Origin of the sequence: Alkalihalobacillus sp. FSL W8-0930, from assembly GCA_037965595.1 — a bacterium.
Lineage (GTDB): Bacteria > Bacillota > Bacilli > Bacillales > Bacillaceae_D > Alkalicoccobacillus.
The window spans coordinates 3,835,829-3,857,616 of sequence record CP150183.1 but is presented as its reverse complement, the minus strand read 5'-3'; the positions used below and the strand labels follow the sequence as shown (position 1 = coordinate 3,857,616).

The following is a 21,788-nucleotide window of genomic DNA, read 5'->3' as shown; positions in this document are numbered from 1 at the left end:
GTGAGAGGGCTATATTATGAACGACTTAAAACATGGTTACTCGTATTTTTGGTCCTTTTAAGTTTAGTCTTAACCTGGTTTATCTGGACCTATAAGCCTGATTTGATGGAACAGGATTCTGAAGCAGTTGAATTAAACCGAATTGGCGAAGAAAAGTCGATTGAAGATGTCATACGACCGAGTAAAATCGTTAAACACCAATTTGGAGAAAGTTATATGGTGCTTGAAACAGATGATTTATTTCATCAAATCTATGAAACACTTTTAGATGCAGAGTTGTATGATATCAATCTTTTCCCACCAACGGATGTCACAACAGGTATTGAGTTTGTCTTCCCGGATCGCATTCCTATCAAGATGTTTATGAGTTTATTTGGGGAAAACGGAGAAGACGATGAGATGCCGTTACGTGGAGTGGATCGAATTTTACTTTATGATGATGGAGATGGAGTAAAGCTACAAGTGTACTCTGCTGCAGACAAGGCACCATTTGAAATATCAACAACCTTTCAGTCATCAGATCTAAATCGTTTTCTAGATGACAATACAGCCGTTCCGGCAATGGCCGTGAATCCTACAAATAGCCAAGCGGTTTTATTGAATCAGGAAAAAATCTATATCCCAGCTGTTACACACGAATATGCACGTCTTCAGTATTCTACCGATCGTGTGCCAAGAGATGATATTACCCAAACCCTATTCCCTGATCCAAAAACAGTGCGTAATTATCGACAAAGCAACGGGGAATATACGTATACAGATGGGACACGAATTCTAAATCTGCGTGATGATGAGAACTTTATGACGTATCGGAACTCGTCAACCTCAGATTCAACGAGTTCACCAACAAACAGCATTCCGCAAACAAGCTTTGACTATATCAATAACCACAACGGGTGGACGAACGATTACGTATTAAGCTGGTGGAGAGAATCAAATGAGCGAGAGTCAGCAGTGTACCGTTTATATGTGAATCATCTACCTGTCTATAACTTTAAAAATAGCCGTGATAGTATGACGATTAGTGTAGATAAGTCAGGTACTCAGACAACAAGCTACATCAGACCTCTTCTTAAACTCGATCCGACACCAATTGATGAAAGCATGGTTGAATTACAATCAGGAGAGAGTGTAATCGAGAAGCTACAAGCTGCTGAAAACCTTGATCTTGAAAGTATTCAAGATGTTCGAGTTGGATATGAGATGATTGATCAAGACAATCAGCGTGGCCTCGTGACGTTTGAACCAGCATGGTACGTGTTCACTGATAATAACAACAGCTGGCAAAAGGTTCCGGCAGAGGGAGGGGCAAATGAATTGGAGTAGAACCAAGACCGTATTCATTATGACCTTCCTTCTCTTAAACCTTTTTCTTGGCTATCAGCTGTATCAGGTCAATGATGAAAACCAACTGAGCTTAATAAGTGGGAACAGCACACAGGACCGATTAAGAGAAAATCAAGTGAGTATCGATGTTGAGCTGCCCGATGATTTAGAAGAAGTGGAATACCTTGTTGGACAAAAAGAAACGATGGAAACAGATGACGTTGAGTCACTCGCGCTAAACGGACAAACAGCAGAGTTGAAGGATGAAACAACCCTGATCTCAACGCTTGATGACCCTTTTCCAATCGGAGAAAAGCGAGAGACCCTGAATCAATTTTTAGCGGCTTACGTCACTCATGGTGAACAATATCAATTTGTTCGTGAAGAAAACAGTGTCATTTACCTTGATCAGATTTTTGATGAACTGCCCGTTTTCACAAATCAAAACGAGCCCTTGCGATTGTTTGTGAATACAGATAATGAAGTATATGCCTATGAACAAGAGTATTGGAATTTCGAGAAGCAAGGGGACCCCAAGGATACACTGATCAACCTGCGTGCGATTGAGACGTTATTTAACCAACAATATATTACGATGAATCAACGGGTCACGGACTTCCAGTTAGGCTACTACAGCTTTTTCAAAGAATCTCGAGTCTTTGCTCCAATCATGAAAATCGTGGTTGATAAAGGCGAAGAGGTAGGCGAGGTCACATATCTCGTAAATGCCTTTGAAGGAATCGTTCAAGAGCAAGGAATACTGGACGACGAAGAAGACGATATTGACCCGGAGCTTGAACAGCCTACAGACCGTGAACCCGATGATGATGAGTTGATAGAGGATTAACCGGAAAGGAGGCCACTTATGGCCTTGCGATTTAGTGTGCTGGCTAGTGGCAGTACCGGAAACGCCATGTATGTGGAAACACCGACACAGCGTTTGCTGGTTGACGCCGGCCTCAGCGGAAAAAAGATGGACGAGCTGTTTCAGGAAATTGATCGAGATCCCAAGGAGCTTGACGGGATCCTGGTCACTCATGAACACAGTGATCATATAAAAGGTGTCGGCATCTTCGCTAGACGCCACAAGCTACCGATCTATGCCAACGAAAAAACATGGAACGCCATGGAAAGTAATCTTGGCAACATCCCAGTAGATCAGAAATTTCACTTTGATATGGAAACCGTCCGCAGCTTCGGCGACCTTGAAGTCGAATCCTTTGGCGTGTCCCACGATGCTGCCGAGCCAATGTTTTACGTATTCCGTCATAACGGACGGAAGCTAGTTATCGCGACAGACATGGGTTACGTGAGCGACCGGATTAAAGGAACCATCAAAGGAGCAGACATGTTTGTTTTCGAATCCAATCATGACCTTAACATGCTGCGCATCGGCCGCTATCCATGGAACGTGAAGCGCCGCATCCTAAGTGACGTCGGACACGTTTCCAACGAAGACGCCGCACTTGCTCTTACAGACGTGATTGGCGACACAACAAGCCGAATCTACCTCGCGCACCTTAGCCTTGATAACAACATGAAGGACCTCGCCCGACTCACCGTCGAGCAGAGCCTCCGTGAACAAGGCATGGGCGTTGGCGAACAATTCGAATTATATGATACCGATCCATTAAAGCCTACCGCATTAACGGTGGTGTAGAGATGAGGAGAGGAGACCCAGCTGATGCTGGGTCTTTTTTTGTTGTGGAGTGTGAGAGCTGTGCGGCATTTAGCAAGAAGGTGAGGCGCGTTAGTAAGAAGGATGGGGTGAATACATCGCGCTAGAAGGGAAATACATCGGAGAAAGAGTGAATACATCGCGTTAGAGCCGAAATACATCGGAAAAACTTCAAATACATCCGCTCAACCCAAAATTCCGTCCCCGCACACCCCTATAAACAGGTAAACTAATCTCAAACCTATCATAAAAGGGGAGAATACGATGACGCAGGCAATCCTTTCTCGTTTATATGATCAGATCGACCAATCCACAAACCGCACCACACACTTTGTCTCAACCAATCAACAGCTTGAAGCGATGGTCACAAAAGCTCACGCACAGCTCGCACAATGCATCAAAGACCACGGTACAGGCAAACCGGTGCTGCATGAAGGCGGCATCTACCACGGAACCTGGCTCGAGAGCACTGGCACGATCAATGCGGAGATCCTTTCGCGCTTTTTACCCGACATTGCGCAACACACATTCGAGCAATTCGCCACCTATCAGAGCGCAGACGGTCTCATCCCTTATAAGATAACGCCCGACGGACCGAATTACCGGCAAATCCAACTTGTCTCGCCGCTCGCCCGAAGCGTCTGGACACATTATCAGCTTAACGGCCGTGACAAAGCATTCCTGAAAAAGATGTATGACGCGATGGCCAAATACGACACGTGGCTCACCACATTCCGGAACACACGTCAGACTGGCTGCGTTGAAGCGTTCTCCACATTCGATACCGGACATGATCGCTCGCCTCGCTTCTGGCACGCACCTGATGTGCCGCATACAGGAGATGCAACGCAGTGCCACCCGGATTCACCGCATCTGCCGTTTCTTGCACCCGATCTTACGGCGAATGTGTATTGCCAGCGTCTCTACCTAGCAAAAATAGCAACTGAGCTTGGTGATACTACTCACAACTGGCTCACGCTCGCCAACCAAAGCCTCCACAGTTTGATGAAGTATTGCTATCATAAGGACGATCACTTTTTCTATGATCTTGACCAACATAATCAATATGTAAAAGTCCAATCCGATGTACTGTTGCGAGTGCTTGCCTGCGAAGTTGGTGATCACGACTTTTTCACCGAAGCACTCAGGCGCTACCTTCTCAATACAAAAAAGTTTTTCTCAGCTTATCCATTCACGTCGATTGCACTCGATGATCCAAGGTTCGACCCGACTTCAACGGCGTACAACAGCTGGTCCGGTACAAGTAATTTCTTAAGTCTGATCCGTGCGCCCCACGCCTTTGAAGCACATGGACATTATGTGGAACTCTCGTGGGTGCTTCAACCGATATTAACTGCGTTTGCGCATATGGACCGCTTCCCACAAACGCTCCATCCGTGGACAGGCGAAGCCGGCTTTACAGACGTCTATTCACCGTCGATTCTGTGCCTGTTAGATTACACCGAGCGCCTCTCCGGCATCCTGCCACGCCCAGATGGGGAGCTCTGGATCACCGGCTTAACGCCGTATCCATTCCATCAGGAGCATGAGCAGCACGAAGTAGCATACAGCAGCCATCACAACCATCACGAATATGCACTCACTCACACTAATGAAACATGCACACTGTACAAGGATCGCGTGGAACTCGCCACATTCCCAGCTGGGATCCGCCTCATCCTAAACGAAGCTGACCAATCAATCTCAATCGTCGGTATGTCCGTCCGCACCATCACGGGCACACTCACGTACAAACAAACCGACTATCCATTTCAAATTAAAGGCAACGAGATCCAAACGCTTGAAGCGGGAGCATGGGTCACCACCCAATCACCCGGCATTGTTCCACCAACCTATGAGTAAAATCAAACCAACGAACGGAGCCGAACATATGACAACATTTCCAACAATCAAAACCGAACGACTCAACTTAAGAGAAATCACCCCAACCGATGCGCAAGCGATGTTCGAATACTTGTCCAACCCAGAAGTCACCAAGCAAATGGCCCTCGATCCCTACGAATCACCTGAAGCCATTGCTGATGAGGAGATTCGATGGTATGACTCGATCCGCAAAGCTGAAACAGGCATCCGCTGGGGAATCACACTAAAAGACGAGAACATCGTCATCGGTAGCTGTGGCTTCTTGAACCGAGCCAAGCAGCATAGTCGCGCTGAGATCGGGTTTGAGCTCCATCCCGCTCACTGGCGCAAAGGCATTGCAAGCGAAGCGATCCAGGCTGTCCTTTCCTACGGCTTTGACACATATGGCCTGCAACGGATTGAGGCGATTGTTGACCCAGCAAACACGGGATCCAGACAGATTCTCCAAAAGCACGGCTTCATCGAAGAAGGACGCCTGCGCCAATACGAATACTTTGCTGGTGCGTACCAGGACGTGCTCATGTATTCGATTTTAAAAACAGATTCCTAAGCAATCTGGTTTAACGCCCTCTCATATGTGGAAACATGATCTTATACATGATTAGGCTAAAAGCCCCACCTTAATTTGCGTCTATTTGCATAAGTTCGCGTCATCTTTGTTGCAAATTATCTGAGCATTGTCAAAAATGTACAAAAACAATTCGCAGAACTAGACCCGGCCAAATCTAGCGTTATAATAGGATCAAAGCAAGACATTATACTCCCAGGGAGACAGAGAGGGGTAAGACAAGATGGGCTATTATGATTCTCAAGACCCAAATAACAGACCGACGCAGCAAGGACAGTATTCATCCGAACCAAGACATACAGAACCACAGGAACGCTACCGCAAGAAGAAAGGCAAAGGACGCACAGCACTATCTGCTTTTGGAGGGGCTGTACTTGGTGGACTGATCGTTGTGATGTCAACACCAGCTCTTTCAAGCTTAGGCTGGCTTCCTTATGAGATCGATGGTAATGCACCTAACGAACAGGTGAATAGCACGCAAATCGACAACAATTCAGAAGCATCCCAAGCCGTTAACTTAAACGTTAGCTCTGGTATCACAGATGCCGTTGAAAAGGTATCTGACGCTGTTGTTGGCGTAACGAATATGCAGCAGGGCGACATTTTCTCACAGCAGGAAGCAGCAGAGGGAACGGGCTCTGGTGTCATCTATAAAAAAGAAAATGGCAAAGCCTATGTTGTGACGAATAACCACGTCGTTGAGGGTGCCAACGAATTAACGGTCACACTCACAGATGGAACAGACGTCCCAGCTACTCTTCTTGGTGCAGACTTAATTACAGACCTTGCTGTTCTTGAAATTGATGACGAGCACGTTGATACCGTTGCGACATTTGGTAACTCTGAAAACCTACGTGCCGGTGAACCTGCCATTGCAATAGGCAACCCACTCGGTCAAAGCTTTGCGAGCTCCGTCACACAAGGAATCATTTCTGCTACAGAACGCAGCATTCCGGTTGACCTTGATGGTGATGGACAACCAGACTGGAACGCAGAGGTTCTTCAAACCGATGCAGCCATTAACCCTGGTAACAGTGGTGGCGCACTGATTAATATAAATGGTGAAGTGATTGGAATTAACTCGATGAAGATTGCGCAAAGTGCGGTAGAAGGAATCGGCTTCTCGATCCCAACTGCAGTCGCTGAACCAATCATTAATGATCTAGAAACATTCGGTGAAGTCAAACGCCCTCAGCTTGGCGTAGGTATCCGCTCTCTAGCAGATATCCCAGCCCAGCACCGTACAGGGACACTGAACCTGCCGGAAGACATTGAAAATGGAGTGGTAGTGACAAGCGTTGCTCCAAACTCTTCCGCTCAAAAAGCTGGACTACAGGAATATGACGTCATTGTCCAAATTGATGGGGAAGATCTGAACGAAGGCGCAGACCTCCGTCGCTTCCTTTACACGGACAGACAAGTTGGTGACACAGTAACCGTCACACTATACAGAGACGGTCAGAAACAAGACATCGACGTTCAATTACAAGAACCACAAAGCTTCTAATAGAGATATCCACAAAAAAGCAGTGACCGATCGTCGGCACTGCTTTTTTCCTGTGTAAAAGGTTATCCACACCTATCCACAATCGTTAGGATCAGCTCCTAACCTGTGGTATACTATGCTAGAAAACGAAAGGACGGATATCTTATGTATTACGCATGCGACGAGCATATTGAGCTTGCCCTCGATGTGGTAGTTGATGAAAATGAAGTCTTCCCGGTCATGGAAAAGCTTACACAAGAACAAGCCTTATCCACAGCCTGCAGCTTCTGCAAAAATCAAGCCATTTACTCCGTGACAAAATAATCAGATACCCACAATGTTGATATGTGGATAACTTCTGTGGATAACAAATGAAAAAGGAGCCATCAACACTGTGAATATCTCCATTCTAACGGTCGGAAAACTAAAAGAAAAATACCTCAAGCAAGGCATCGACGAGTACACCAAACGACTCGGTGCCTACGCCAAGATCACCATCACCGAAGTCCCCGACGAAAAAGCACCCGAGAACCTAAGCCAAGAGGACATGCGCATCATCAAACAAAAAGAAGGCGAACGCCTCCTAGCCAAAATCCCACAAGACGCCCACGTCATCGCACTCGCCATCGACGGCCAGATGCAAACCTCCGAACAACTAGCAGCCAACCTCAACCAGCTCGCCCTGCACGGGAAGAGTAAGATCTGTTATGTCATTGGAGGATCACTGGGATTGTCCGATAAAGTATTAGAGAGAGCGAATGAGAAGCTGTCTTTTTCGAAAATGACGTTTCCTCATCAGTTGATGCGATTGATTTTGGTGGAGCAGGTTTATCGGGGGTTTAGGATTAATCGGGGGGAGCCTTATCATAAGTAGGTGAGGTTTTTAATAATTCGGTTAAATTTATAATTCAGATTCTCTAAAAATATTTATAAAAAATCTTTTAATATGGTAGAATAAGGTATATAAAAATAATTAGGAGTTGAGATCTTGTCTTTAGAAGAAGAAATACAGAGAAATATTAATGAAATTAAAACATTTTCATATTCTATGTCATTGGGTGAACTAGCTAATATTTATAATGATGATGAAATTGATATTGCTCCTTCATATCAGAGGTATTTTAGATGGAGTATAAAACAAAAATCGGATTTAATTGAATCAATTCTTTTAGGTATCCCGATTCCTCCAGTTTTTGTAGCTCAGGAGAATGATGGGAAGTGGAATGTAATTGATGGGTTACAAAGAGTCAGCACAATTCTAGAATTTATGGGAGAACTTCGCGTACCAGCAGACTTTGAGTTCGCCAATGAAGTTGATGAAGATGTTGAAGAAGAGAATGAAGAAGAATCTGTTGATTTAGATCCAGCTAATGAAGAAGGACAAACCGCGGCAGTTGAATCACCTGATGTACAAATGAAAAAACTTACACAAAGCAAATTAATAGGTACAAAATATTTATCATCTTTACAGGATGTAACTTGGGCATCATTACATCCCAACTTAAGAAGAAAATTTAAAAGAGGTAAGTTAGATATAATTATTATTGATAGTACAGAAAATCCCAAAGCGAAGTATGAAATGTTCCAGAGGTTGAACACTAACATTTCGGAGTTAAAGCCTCAGGAAATCAGAAATTGTCTAATGGCAATGATTAGATCTAGCTATCTAGATACTATTAATACAGTCACCAATAATGCTGTATTCAAGAGAATAATTAAATTAACAAAGAAACAATTACAAGAGCAGTTCGACAAAGAATTAGTAGTAAGGTATTTTGTGTCTAGGTATATTAACACCACTAACATTGATTCTAATGTTAACATTAGAGACTATTTCACAGATGAATTAATAAATATGATGGAAGATAACACCTCCGATATAAAAAAATACGGAGAAGAATTATTAAGGTCAATTCAGATATTAGAAGATGTGGTAGGTGATGAGGTATTTAAGAAGTCTAATGTTAAATTCTCACACGCTATGTATGAGGCACTCATTACAGGCTTATCACAGAATATTGATTATTGGGAAACTAAAAAAGAAGAACTAAGTTCTAAAATCGAAATAATTACTAGTCATCAACAATTTTCTGAAGCAACTAAAAAAGGACAAAGAGCAATAACAAGATTTAAGATGCTTACTGAATTGTCTAAGGAGATATATGAGACGGAACAATCTTAAAGAACTAGAAGCTTTAGAGGATGCTATTGAGTTTGATCTTAGTTGGAGAAAGAGAGAATTACTTCAGTTAAAACTCGCTATTAAGAGAAATAACACTTCATTGAGTAAAAGTACTCTAATTCGAAGTGGTATTTCCCTATTGTGTGCTCATTGGGAAGGTTTTATTCGTTCAGCTGCAAATAATTATGTTTTACATATTATAGATAATAGATGTAAAATTAATGAATTGAAAAATAATTTTGTAGCTTATTTTTTAAGAGAAATTTTCCCTAAATTGGAGGAGACGAATAAAATTTCGGTATATACTAGTGTTTTGGATTACATAGACAAAACATCAACAAAAAAGTTTAATCTAGAATACGTTGATGAACCCTTCAAAAGAATTGTAAATACCGAATCCAACTTAAGTTATAAATTATTTAAAGAAATTTTAATTAGTCTTAATCTGGACCATTCAAGATATACACTTCGAGATAAGTATATAGATCGTGAGATGTTAAAGCAAAGACATGAAATAGTTCACGGTGAAGATTATAGGAGAATAGACTATAATTATGATGAACTCTATAATGAGGTAATGTGGATAATGAATGATTTTAGGGATCAAATCATTGGTGCAGCTGAAGAAAAAAGACACATTAATTAATGGTCTAAATGTAACAATAATAGGGCAGTATACTAACATGTATACTGGCCTATTTATAATGGAATATTATTTCATCTTCATAATCAATTAAATATAAAGTTGTAATGCTTAATGGAAATTGAAGGATTAGATTAAAAAGGTAATAAAAGCTATAATGAAAAAGAAAAAAGGAGGTAGTCTTTCTTGAATGTACTCAATAGAATGATTAATGAACAATCAATGACAACCTCTAAACAAGGTTCGAATAAAGAAAATAAAGAGAAGTTTGCTCAGTATTTTACACCATTAGAAGTAGCTAATTATATGGCAAGTTTCTTTAACGCAACAAAAAAGAAAAAAATAAAGATGTTAGATCCAGGAGCAGGTACAGGGAATTTAACCCTAGCATTTATAAATAAAATAGTAAATTGGAAAACAAAACCCAAAAGTGTTCATGTAGATCTACTTGAGATAGATACCAAGTTTGTAAAACAATTAAAAGAAACTCTTGAAGAATGTAAAGCCATTTGTATCGAAAACAAGATTGAACTCACCTTCAATATAATAAATAGTGATTTTATAAAGGATGCCCAAGAAAAGTTAAAAAAAGAAGAACTTTACGAATATATTATTATGAATCCACCGTATAGAAAGTTGGAAGCTTATAATGAACACGATTTGCTTTTAAAGCAGATGAACATTACTGTCCCAAATTACTATGCTGCTTTTTTATCATTAGGAAAGGCTTTGTTAGTTAAGAATGGACAAATGGTTTCAATAACACCCAGAAGTTTTTGTAATGGTTCTTATTTTAAAAACTTCAGGTTCAATTTATTAGAAACTTGTTCTTTGAATAACCTTCATTTATTTGAAAAAAGAACTGATATTTTTTATGATGACGTGTTACAAGAAACAGTAATAATGAAAGTAGTCAAAGAGGGCAAACAGGCGAAAGTTGATTTATCAACATCAATCGATAATAAATTATCAAATATACTTGTTTCAGAAAAAAAATACGAAGAAATTGTCTTTCCAACAGACAAACTAAAAGTAATAAGAATAATTCCAGAAGTCGATAAGGAAATAGAAAATAGAATGAAGAGTCTAAATTTCGGATTAGAGGATCTAGGATTAAATATTTCAACAGGTCCTGTAGTAGATTTTCGAAATCGCGATGCTTTGCGAAGTGAGAGAGTAGAAAATAGTTTCCACATGGTGTATTCCCATAATATTAGACATATGAATATTGAGTTTAATGTTACAAACAATAAGCCGGGCTATATAGTAAGTACTAACAAATGTGCAAATTATTTAAGGGTTTCAGGTCTATATGTTCTTGTAAATAGAATGAGTTCTAAAGAAGAACCTAGCAGAATAAAAGCTGCAATTTTTGATGGCAGAAAATATCCTGGCGAGAAAGTTGGTTTTGATAATAAAATTAGTTACTTTCATATGAAAAAAAATGAAATAAGTGATGTTAATTTAGCTACGGGCTTATGGATTTACTTGAATTCAGATTTTGTTGATTTCTATTTTAGAACTTTTAGTGGAAATACTCAGATTAATGCTACTGATTTAAAGGAAAATTTGAAATATCCTAGTAAAGATCAGTTAAAAATAATAGGTAGAATGTATAGGTCAGGGCATCTCAGTGATTGTACATTTGATGATCTGCTAGATATATATGTATTTCATAATTAAATATACAGAAAAGATGTTTTGGACCAGCCTACTAACGTTTTTTATTTTTGTATATTACTTCTAGCGTAGATGTGTTCTTACTAAGTAGCTTCATTTTTTGCATATCACTATTAAAATCACTTCTACCTACTTCTTCTCGGCGTAAATTATGGGGAAGCATAACTTCAAGATTGAATGTGTCCATCTTTAAGAAGAGCTATCCGACTGCTGCATAATCTGTTTCTTAGTTTCTTACCCAGTCAATCTTCGTTCTAAAACAGATAGAGAAGCGTACCTTTAAAGAGCCTTATAAAAAGACTTTTGGTAAGCTTCTTACAATTGTTGTATAATAATATAGTGGAAATGGACGAGCTATAAAAGATGTTTAGTAAATTCTAATAGATGCGGAACCAAAAGACTTGGAGGATGAAGTATAGTGTTTGAACAGACTTTTAAAAATATAGATGATGTACTTTGGAAAGATGCAGGTTGTGGTAGTGAGATAGATTACATAGAGCAAACTTCATGGATTCTTTTTCTTAAGTATTTAGACGATCTCGAAAGAGATAAAAAAACAATGGCTGAACTATCTGCTCATTCATTTAAGGAAATTATTAAGCCTGATTTCAAATGGGACGTTTGGGCGGCTCCGAAAGATGAAAATGGTAATTTAGATCATCATAAGGCTATGACTGGAGATGACCTTAGAGAATTTGTAAATGGAAAGTTATTTCCTTATCTTAAAAAGTTCAAATTAGAAGCTACAGATGCTGATACTATTGAATATAAAATAGGTGAGATATTTTCTGAACTTAACAATAAAATTCAAAGTGGCTACAATCTTAGGGAAGTCATCAACTATGTAGACGAATTAAGATTTAGTTCACATGTAGAAAAGCATGAGATGTCACATTTATATGAAGACAAGATAAAGAACATGGGAAATGCTGGTCGTAATGGAGGAGAATATTATACACCGCGACCTCTTATCAAGACCATTGTAAATGTTGTAGCCCCAACGATTGGGGACAGGATTTACGATGGGGCAGCTGGATCTTCCGGATTCTTAGTAGAAGCCTTTGAATATTTAAAAACAAGTAAAAACTTAAGCACGAATGAAATGGAGATCCTTCAGAAAAAAACATTTTATGGTAAAGAAAAGAAGTCTTTAGCGTATATAATTGGAATTATGAATATGATTCTCCATGGCATTGAGGCTCCGAATATTGTTCATACTAATACATTGACTGAAAATTTATCTGATATTCAAGAAAAAGACAGATACGATATTATACTAGCTAATCCTCCATTTGGAGGCAAAGAACGTGCCGAAGTTCAACAGAACTTCCCTATAAAGACAGGGGAGACTGCTTTTCTATTCTTGCAGCATTTTATCAAAATTCTTAAAGGTGGAGGACGTACAGGGATAGTAATTAAAAATACTTTTTTATCTAATTCTGATAATGCTTCCATAAATCTTCGTAAGCAACTTTTAGAAAGCTGTAACTTACATACAGTATTAGATTTACCAGCAAAAACTTTTTTAGGCGCTGGAGTACACACTGTAGTGTTATTTTTTGAAAAGGGAAAGCCAACACAGAATATTTGGTATTACCAGTTGAATTTAGATAGAAACTTGGGTAAAACCAATCCGCTAAATGAAAATGATTTAGCAGAGTTTATTGAATTACAGAAAACTAAAGCTGATTCTATAAATTCATGGAAGATAAATATTACGGATGTAGATACTACTACTTATGATTTATCCGTAAGAAATCCAAATAAAAAAGATGAAGTAGCCTTGCGTGATCCTGAAGAAATATTAGATGACATAGTAGCCCTTGATGAAGAAAGTGCTGCAATTTTTGAAACTATCAGGGGGCTACTATGAAGCAAGGTTGGGAAGTAAAAAAACTAGTAGAAGTTTGTCAAATAAGACCTCCTAAAAAAGAAGCAAAAGATCGGTTAAGTGATGAAGAGCTAGTGTCTTTTGTCCCTATGGAGAACCTGGAAAGACTTTCAAAAAACTTCATTGCCAAAAATGAAAGAGCATTAAAAGAAGTTTATAAAGGTTATACTTTTTTTCGTGAAGAAGATGTGCTTCTAGCTAAAATCACTCCTTGCTTTGAAAATGGGAAGCTAGGAATTGCGCGGAATTTAAAAAATGGTATAGGTTTTGGATCGAGTGAGTATATTGTTTTACGAACAAAAGGAGAAATAATACCTGATTATTTATTTTATTTCTTATCAAAAGAAGAATTTAGGCTAAATGGTCAAAAAGTCATGACCGGGGCTGTGGGCCACAAAAGAGTACCTCTAGACTTTGTAGAAAATACAGAAATCCCATTTCCTAAAACTCATTTGGAACAACAGCGCGTAGTAGAACTTATAGACGAAGCTTTCGAATCTATAGAAAAAGCAAAAGAAAATACTGAGAAAAAACTACAAAATGCTAGAGAGCTTTTTGAATCATATCTGCAAGGTGTATTTGCTAATCCACCTCAAGATTGGGAAGAAAAAAGGTTGGGGGAAATTACAAGTAAAATTGGAAGTGGAGCAACTCCAAAGGGCGGAAAGGCCTCTTACAAAGAACAGGGGATCTCTCTAATAAGAAGTCAGAATGTTTATGATGATGGCTTCAGGGAATTGAATCTTGCTTTCATTGATGAAATGCAAGCAAAAAAATTAAATAATGTAGAAATATTTAAAGATGATGTTCTGCTTAATATTACAGGTGCGTCTATTGCAAGATGCTGTGTTGTACCAGAAGAGATATTACCAGCTAGAGTTAATCAGCATGTAAGTATACTTCGTCCGATTGTTGATATAATTCAATCATCTTTTTTACAATACTCCTTAATATCGAAGCCGAATAAAGAAAAACTTTTAAATATAGCTAGATCAGGTGGTTCAACTAGAGAAGCTTTAACCAAAGATGATTTATTCGCATTTTCAATATTTATTCCTCAAACAATAAGCGAACAAGAAAGTATTGTTGAAAAACTAGATACATTAGCAGAAGAAACAAAGAAACTCGAAGAAATATATATAAAGAAATTAGCTAACTTAGACAAACTGAAGAAATCAATTTTACAAAAAGCATTTAACGGTGAACTCTAAGGAGGTAGGGCTATGAATGAGGCAGAAACAAGAGCTGAGCTTATCGATCCGAAGCTAAGAGAAAGTGGCTGGGGAGTAGTTGAAGGTTCAAAAGTATTAAGAGAATTTCATATTACAACTGGAAAAATTCAGGCTGGAGGTCGTGCTAAACCGATGATAGCTGACTATATTCTTGTTTATAAAGGAATAAAGTTAGCAGTTATAGAGGCAAAAAGTAACGAATTAGAAATAGGAGAAGGAGTCGCTCAAGCAAAAAATTATGCCTTGAAGTTAAAGTTAGATTACACATATTCAAGTAATGGAAGAGAAATTTACGAGATGTGTCTTAAATACGGAACTGAGGGTTTAGTTGATTCTTTTCCTACTCCTGATGAACTTTGGAATAGGGTTTTCTCCGATCAAAATGAATGGAGAGATAAGTTTAATGCTGTACCTTTTGAAGACTTTGGGGGTACAAAAAAACCTAGATTTTATCAAGAAATAGCAGTTAATAAAACTGTTTCAGCTATAGCAAAAGAAAAGCCAAGAATCTTACTCACCCTAGCTACAGGCACAGGAAAAACTTTTATAGCCTTTCAAATTGCATGGAAACTCTTTCATGCACGTTGGAATATTAAACGTGACGGGTCGCGTAGGCCACGCATCTTGTTTTTAGCTGATAGGAATATTTTAGCCGACCAAGCATTTAATTCATTCTCCGCTTTTTCAGAGGATGCTTTGGTTCGTATCAATCCTAAAGAAATTGCGAAAAAAGGAAAAGTTCCCACAAATGGAAATATTTTCTTTACGATTTTTCAGACTTTTATGAGTGGGAAGGATAACAAGCTATACTTTGGTGACTATCCTCCCGACTACTTTGATTTTATTATTATTGATGAGTGTCACCGTGGTGGAGCAAACAATGAAAGTAGTTGGCGAGATATTTTAGAATATTTCCATCCAGCTGTTCAATTAGGATTAACTGCAACGCCTAAGAGAAAACATAATGCTGACACTTATGAATACTTTGGCAAACCAATTTATGAATATTCTTTAAAAGAAGGTATTAATGATGGTTTCTTAACCCCTTTTAAAGTAAAACGTATCAAAACTACAATCGATGATTATATGTATGTTTCGGATGATGATGTTATAGAAGGGGAAGTTGAAGAAGGTAAGTTATACGCCGAAGAAGATTTTAATAAAATCATTGAAATTAAAGAACGAGAAGCAATACGTATAAAAATTTTCCTTTCGGAAATAAATCAAAAGGAGAAAACTATTATTTTTTGTGCATCACAGCCTCATGCAGCTCTCGTTCGGGATTTAATTAATCAATATAGTAACAGTAAAGATCCTTTGTACTGTGTTCGAGTAACGGCAGAGGACTCAGCTTTAGGAGAACTTTATCTTAGAGACTTTCAGGACAATGAGAAAACTATTCCAACCATATTAACTACTTCGAAGAAACTTTCTACGGGAGTAGATGCTAGAAATGTTCGAAATATTGTTTTAATGCGACCGATAAAACAGATGATTGAATTTAAACAAATTGTTGGTCGAGGAACGAGACTATACGAAGGAAAAGAATTTTTTACGATTTATGACTTTGTTGATGCTTATCAAAATTTTAATGACCCTGAATGGGATGGTCCTCCTTTAGAGCCAGAACCGAAAGAGCCAAAAGGTCCTAGAAATCCTGGTGATCCAAGAAATCCAGACGATCCTGGTAATCCGGGAGATCCGGATGACCCCAGAGAACCTAAGAAAAAAATAAAGATAAAACTAAGAGATGGAAAAGAACGAGAGATCCAACATACGGTTGCTACTAGTTTTTGGAGCGCTGATGGGAAGCCAATTACTGCCGAGGAGTTCATAGAAAACTTGTATGGAACGTTACCGGACTTTTTCAAAAGCGAAGAAGAACTGCGTGATATATGGTCAAACCCGATGACACGAAAGGCTTTAATGGAGAAACTTGCTAATACAGGGTATGGAAAAGATGAATTGTCTGCATTACAAAGTTTGATAAATGCTGATAACAGTGATTTGTTCGATGTACTTGAATTTGTATCGTATGCTATTAAACCAATTTCAAGAAAAGAACGTGTTGCTAAAGCCAAGTTGAGTATCTTTAAGGATCTAGATGATAAAGAACAAGAATTTCTAGATTTTGTGCTTTCTAAGTACGTTGAAACTGGCTATGAAGAGCTTGATCAAGAAAAGTTACCACGATTACTGGAACTTAAATACCATTCAATTACTGATGCGGTGGAAGTTCTTGGAGGTGTTAGCAAGATCCAAGAAACATTTACTTCTTTTCAAAAAGCTTTGTATCAACAAGAGGCATCTTAACTTGTCAATAAACAATAAATAGATAATTCCCAACCAATTTGTAGTTACTGTTAACTTTTACACCTTAATAGTTGCTTACCTGAAAAACGGGCAGCCGATATTGACAAGAGTAATTACCCAAACAGCCAGTCAAAGTTCAGCTTAATTAATTTTTTAAAACAGTAGTACCTTGTACTTTTAATAGTAATATTTGTTTAAAATATGTAGGCAAGAAAAATAAGGATTGAAGAGATCTACTTATCATTTCCTTGCTTTTCTTGTCTACTTTAATAGGGCCACATAGATTTATTGATGAACGAGAAAATAGTTCTCTTATATTTGAGTACTCTTTATATTTCTGCTGAGAAAAATAGTAAGACTAAAAAGATAAACAAAAAAGAATAAACATGCATGAAACAGTTAGTACAAATTATCTCGCATTAAAATATTCAATATATAATGGATACAGAATGGGACATAAGAACTTTAATAAAAGTAAGAACTCCAAAAACAAAAAAGTTAGAAGGTAATTTTTAATGGTTCTTTATTTTTAAAATATATTAATTAAACTATTAATTAGCCTAGAGAGTTATAGGAGGTTTAAATTGTCTAAAGCTAGTTTTATGTTTTTATAATTCTTACATAATAGATTGTATTCAGTGGTATTCAAACAAACATTATGAGCAATTTTATTACGTAGGGGTATTAATTGTCGGAGACTAAAAATGATATCTTCGGAAGCGAATTTTCTAAAGCATGGATATACTACTAGAAAAGGTATTAATTCATGGAAATAAAGTCTTTGGAATGATCTCTTGTAAGAGGGTAACCTTTCTTGACGTGGTGCTACATTGTACCAATTTAATCCGTAAAATGATTCCATTTCTAAACGTATATTAAGTCTTAACATATTCTCAACCTTATATATTAAGCTATATGATTCTTTCATTAGTTCAATCTCGGTATCTGATATCATTTTAATCACCTATTATTAGAATTATTTATAATTTATTCTTCATAATGCAGATACAATTTTTTCTTAAATACAATATTTTTAGAAGGGAGGAAAATTTAATTAAAACTAAATTGACATTTCAGGAGACTCTTTTTTTATAAAGTTAAGGTATTCTCAGATGACTTTTTGTTTACTAAGTTATCATTACATCTTCCATATTCTTGGACACTGAATAGGCAGGTAATCTAAAACTGTTTTTGTCATATAAAATAATATGTGGTTACAGAATGTATTATTTTAATTTTCGTTTTCACAACCTCACATACATCTCCAGCTCAGAACAGAGCATCAATTTGTAGTTTAGAACATCTGAAATTTCCTCTTTTATATGCTCGTTATTCCGACCCAAAGGCTTCTTTAATGATAACTCACTGAAATTCTTCTGGAAGCTCAGCTGCAAATAAGATAGATTTGGACAATCCTTTAATCATGGTATTACCTCCAGTTATGGGAAACTTAAATTTATTTATTTCCTTAATCAGTTTTTTGATATCACCCCATTGGCGTCTTCCTTTGCGGTCGGTCGCGTACCGTTAGCTCAATATATGCAGAGTGGCAAAAATTTTCATTATAGAGAATCTATATCTTGGAGTAGTTTATAAATGTATCTATTTTAGTGAAGTTTCCCTTTTCATCTGACATTGGGTTAGCCTCAATTCTTTTTTAGAATAGCGTCACATAATTTAGGAAATGATTTTCTTTGAATATTTATATCAATTTTATAATTGTACCCATAGTATGATTATGAAGAATACTATGGATTACGGAGGGATTTCTATGGACGAACTCGTTCAAAATCAAAAACAAAACTACAAATCCTGGGTCACCGAAAACCTAGGTGAGAAAACCGGAATGTGGTATTCTCCTTATCTAGAAAAGCTGGGTTCCTTACTCAATCAATTTGAACTCGCAACTGGATACAAGGATAACTTCTTTGACTACCAATCTTATGAAGAGTTCAAAGAAGTCTATCAACAAATGACTGAACAAACAGACAATGATATTGAGCGTATTGTGAAAGGGAAAGTGCCTCGTTATCCTAAAGACTTTGGTGCAAAGCGTATTCAGTTTAGACAGAAATTTGCTGAGGATGAATTTGAACGTGGTGTAAGAAGCAAGCCTACGAATCTAGGAGGCATTCCTGATTGGGGCGTATTGTTACGATCGTACTTGATTTACTTATATTATAATGAAAATCCTAATTTAAGCTACCCGAAAAAGAAAAAGGCGGACATTGATGGCATTGATGACAGTATTAATTATTGGTTGATCTCTCCGGGAGAACAGGCAAGGCTTTGGGAGTCCTTTCACTCTGAGAATGTGATTGCGATTGGTTGGGATTATCTTGGTGATCTCAAAGAGTACGAGAGTAAGGAACGGGTTGCAGCGGTTCTCACGCAGCATCGTGACAATGGGAAACACCCGACTCATGATACAAGAGCGGTTTGGGACTTTTACCATGAGATGCAGGTAGGCGATCTTGTTTATGTGAAAGCGGGTATGAACCGAATTGTTGCTAGTGGTGTGATTGTTGGTGAGTATCAGTTTGATGAAGGAAAAAATGAATACAAGCACCGTAGAGACGTAGACTGGAAGCAAGTCGGTCAATGGAATCTGCGTCATAATATGCCTCAGAAAACAGTGACCAACATTAATAGATACCCAGATTTGATTCAAGAGATAGAACAGGTGCTTGATGATACAGTGGTTGATCCAAAAACGACTGAAGTGAATGAGTTCCGGAATTGGTTAACGAATCAAGTGACTGATACTGGAATGAGCTTAAATGAAAAGACGATCACACAGAAAATCAATGCTCTCCAAGACATTGAATCTTATTTTGAAACGACTATTTTTGGTGAAGAGGATACGGACCAGCTAAAGCAATTAAGAGATGTTGTGATTGCCAATGAATCGTATCAACGCTATAAAGGGGTTTCTGGAAGTGCGATTGATTACTATATTCGTTACATTGAATCAAAGCCTACGATACTCGAGAACGATCCTTATTCGACCGAGGAATTCCTTTCAGAGGTTTTTATTAATGATGAGGAATTAAAACGAACGATCTCTGTACTTGAGAATAAAAAGAACCTGATCATGAAGGGTGCTCCAGGAGTCGGGAAAACCTTTATCGCCAAGCGTCTAGCTTACGTGATGATGGAAGAAAAGGATGAGAGCCGAGTTAATATGGTTCAATTCCACCAAAGCTACAGCTATGAAGATTTTATCGAAGGCTTCCGTCCAAAAGCAGATGGAGATGGTTTTGAGCTGAAACAAGGTCCATTTGTGAAGTTTGCAAGGAAGGCTGCACGTGATCCTGAGCGTGATTATTTCTTTATCATTGATGAGATTAACCGTGGAAATATGAGTAAGATCTTTGGCGAGTTAATGATGCTAATTGAAACAGATAAGCGAGGCGAGCAGGTGAATCTTCTGTATTCAAACGAGAAGTTCTCCGTTCCACCTAACTTATATATCATTGGGATGATGAATACAGCGGATCGAAGCTTGGCTTTGCTTGATTATGCACTCAGAAGACGTTTTTCCTTTATTGAAATGAAGCCGGCCTTTGAGAACGAGACATTCCAATCGTATGTGAATGAATTGGATGATCCGATGGGGCTGTTGCGCGTGATTGGGGAAGTGAAGCTTTTAAATCAACAGATCGTGAGTGAACTCGGGATAGGCTTCCAGATTGGGCATAGTTACTTTGTGGGGGATGCGTATAAGGTGAATCCTTTGAGTCGTGTGGAGGAAGTCATTGAGTTTGAGATTATTCCTCAGCTTCTGGAGTATTGGTTTGATGATGAGCAGAAGGCAAATGATTGGGCCAAGCGATTGAGAGATTCGATACATGGAGCGGAATGAGAACATCTCCATTCGTAACATCTATCACATGCTTTCCTACGCCTATCAGACATTACATCTCTCGGAATACAAAGATGTCGGTTCAGAGTCATTTGAGCATGTGAAGGACCTCTATGCGGAGATCTTATTAATTGGTATCCCTGTATTGATCCGTGGAGGCTTGTTAAAGGATTATGTGTGCTTTGAGGAAGCGTCTAATGTGGTGAAGGGTAAGATTGATCTGAACGCAACGATCAAGAAGAATGCGTTAGTGAATAAGAAGCTGATTGTTGTTTACGATGAGTTTTCTGAGGATATTCTCTTTAACCAGATCATCAAAGCAACGTTGGTCTACTTAGCTCGTTCCTCACACATACATAAGCATACAAGGCGAGCTTTTCATGGACTGCTTCCTTATTTCTCTGAAGTGTCCGATGTTGAGCTAAAGCTCTCATTATGGAGCCTGATCCAGTACAACCGACAGAACATTCGTTATCAGTTTGTGCTGGATGTGTGCAGATATCTTTATGAGGAGCTCTTACTAGATGAGAGTTCAACCTCCGAGTCGATGAGGCAGGTCCAGGATGAGCAGAGGCTTGCTGCGTTGTATGAAAAGTTTGTTTTTGCCTTTTATAAGCGAGAAACAAGTTATCACGTCTCAAGTCCACAATTTCGCTGGAAGGTGGATGATGAGTATTATGACGCGTTGCCCATTATGCGTACGGATGTGGTTTTGAAGAAGGGTGACCAAACGTTAATAATTGATACAAAATTCTATACTGATAACATGGTCGCGCGTTTTGAAGGGGGCGCAGCCAAGCAGAAAACAGGCAACCTCTATCAGATCTTTTCCTATGTGATGAACTGGGAGAGAACGTCTGAGAATGAATCAGTAGGCGGCATGCTGTTATATGCAAAGACGAATGCCTTACATCAGCCGAACCATACGTATTCGATGATGGGGAATCAGATTTCTGTGGTATCGCTTGATTTGAATCAGGAGTTTGGTGGAATTAAGGAAGAGTTGATTGGGTTTGCGGTTAGGTTTTTTGATGAGTAAG

The 21,788-nt window shown here is 38.5% G+C and carries 16 protein-coding genes; all 16 read left to right on the top strand.

The annotated features are described in order from the left end of the window. The 16 genes from yycH (at nt 1) to NSQ54_19710 (ending at nt 21,787) form a co-directional block, all read left to right on the top strand. A complete protein-coding gene (yycH, locus tag NSQ54_19785; protein ID WYP26539.1) occupies nt 1–1,326 on the top strand; it encodes a two-component system activity regulator YycH in 1,326 nt (441 codons plus the stop codon). Further along, nucleotides 1,313–2,173, top strand: a complete 861-nt coding sequence (gene yycI, locus NSQ54_19780) for a two-component system regulatory protein YycI (protein WYP26538.1) — start codon at nt 1,313–1,315, stop codon at nt 2,171–2,173. Before yycH ends, yycI begins: the two co-directional genes overlap by 14 nt. An 18-nt stretch (nt 2,174–2,191) precedes the next feature. After that, nucleotides 2,192–2,986, top strand: a complete 795-nt coding sequence (locus NSQ54_19775) for an MBL fold metallo-hydrolase (protein WYP26537.1) — start codon at nt 2,192–2,194, stop codon at nt 2,984–2,986. Between the two features lie 282 nt (nt 2,987–3,268). Further along, the gene (locus NSQ54_19770; GenBank protein ID WYP26536.1) at nt 3,269–4,867 is read left to right on the top strand and encodes a hypothetical protein; all 1,599 of its coding nucleotides are present in this window, start codon (nt 3,269–3,271) and stop codon (nt 4,865–4,867) included. Between the two features lie 28 nt (nt 4,868–4,895). After that, nucleotides 4,896–5,438: a GNAT family protein gene (locus tag NSQ54_19765; protein WYP26535.1), complete on the top strand. Its 543-nt coding sequence runs from the start codon at nt 4,896–4,898 to the stop codon at nt 5,436–5,438. A 241-nt stretch (nt 5,439–5,679) separates the two neighbouring features. Next, nucleotides 5,680–6,963, top strand: a complete 1,284-nt coding sequence (locus NSQ54_19760) for a trypsin-like peptidase domain-containing protein (protein ID WYP26534.1) — start codon at nt 5,680–5,682, stop codon at nt 6,961–6,963. A 144-nt stretch (nt 6,964–7,107) separates the two neighbouring features. Beyond that, nucleotides 7,108–7,266 carry a CxxH/CxxC protein gene (locus NSQ54_19755; protein ID WYP26533.1) on the top strand — a complete coding sequence of 53 codons (159 nt, stop codon included), beginning with the start codon at nt 7,108–7,110 and terminating at the stop codon, nt 7,264–7,266. Nucleotides 7,267–7,336: 70 nt separating this feature from the next. Further along, nucleotides 7,337–7,816 (top strand): 23S rRNA (pseudouridine(1915)-N(3))-methyltransferase RlmH, encoded by a 480-nt coding sequence (gene rlmH, locus NSQ54_19750; protein WYP26532.1) that lies wholly within the window; start codon nt 7,337–7,339, stop codon nt 7,814–7,816. A gap of 114 nt (nt 7,817–7,930) precedes the next feature. Continuing rightward, nucleotides 7,931–9,124, top strand: coding sequence for a DUF262 domain-containing protein (locus NSQ54_19745; protein ID WYP26531.1), 1,194 nt, complete (start codon nt 7,931–7,933; stop codon nt 9,122–9,124). Then, nucleotides 9,105–9,770: an MAE_28990/MAE_18760 family HEPN-like nuclease gene (locus NSQ54_19740; protein ID WYP26530.1), complete on the top strand. Its 666-nt coding sequence runs from the start codon at nt 9,105–9,107 to the stop codon at nt 9,768–9,770. The genes NSQ54_19745 and NSQ54_19740 overlap by 20 nt, the downstream gene beginning before the upstream one ends. 183 nt (nt 9,771–9,953) lie before the next feature. Continuing rightward, nucleotides 9,954–11,450: an Eco57I restriction-modification methylase domain-containing protein gene (locus NSQ54_19735; GenBank protein WYP26529.1), complete on the top strand. Its 1,497-nt coding sequence runs from the start codon at nt 9,954–9,956 to the stop codon at nt 11,448–11,450. A 415-nt stretch (nt 11,451–11,865) separates the two neighbouring features. Further along, nucleotides 11,866–13,320 carry an N-6 DNA methylase gene (locus NSQ54_19730; protein ID WYP26528.1) on the top strand — a complete coding sequence of 485 codons (1,455 nt, stop codon included), beginning with the start codon at nt 11,866–11,868 and terminating at the stop codon, nt 13,318–13,320. Further along, a complete protein-coding gene (locus tag NSQ54_19725; GenBank protein ID WYP26527.1) occupies nt 13,317–14,549 on the top strand; it encodes a restriction endonuclease subunit S in 1,233 nt (410 codons plus the stop codon). Before NSQ54_19730 ends, NSQ54_19725 begins: the two co-directional genes overlap by 4 nt. A gap of 12 nt (nt 14,550–14,561) precedes the next feature. Next, complete coding sequence (locus NSQ54_19720) at nt 14,562–16,883, top strand: DEAD/DEAH box helicase family protein (protein ID WYP26526.1); 2,322 nt, start codon at nt 14,562–14,564, stop codon at nt 16,881–16,883. A gap of 1,771 nt (nt 16,884–18,654) precedes the next feature. After that, the gene (locus NSQ54_19715; protein WYP26525.1) at nt 18,655–20,748 is read left to right on the top strand and encodes an AAA family ATPase; all 2,094 of its coding nucleotides are present in this window, start codon (nt 18,655–18,657) and stop codon (nt 20,746–20,748) included. Continuing rightward, nucleotides 20,735–21,787 carry a restriction endonuclease gene (locus NSQ54_19710; GenBank protein WYP26524.1) on the top strand — a complete coding sequence of 351 codons (1,053 nt, stop codon included), beginning with the start codon at nt 20,735–20,737 and terminating at the stop codon, nt 21,785–21,787. Before NSQ54_19715 ends, NSQ54_19710 begins: the two co-directional genes overlap by 14 nt. The last annotated feature ends 1 nt before the right edge of the window (nt 21,788 follow it).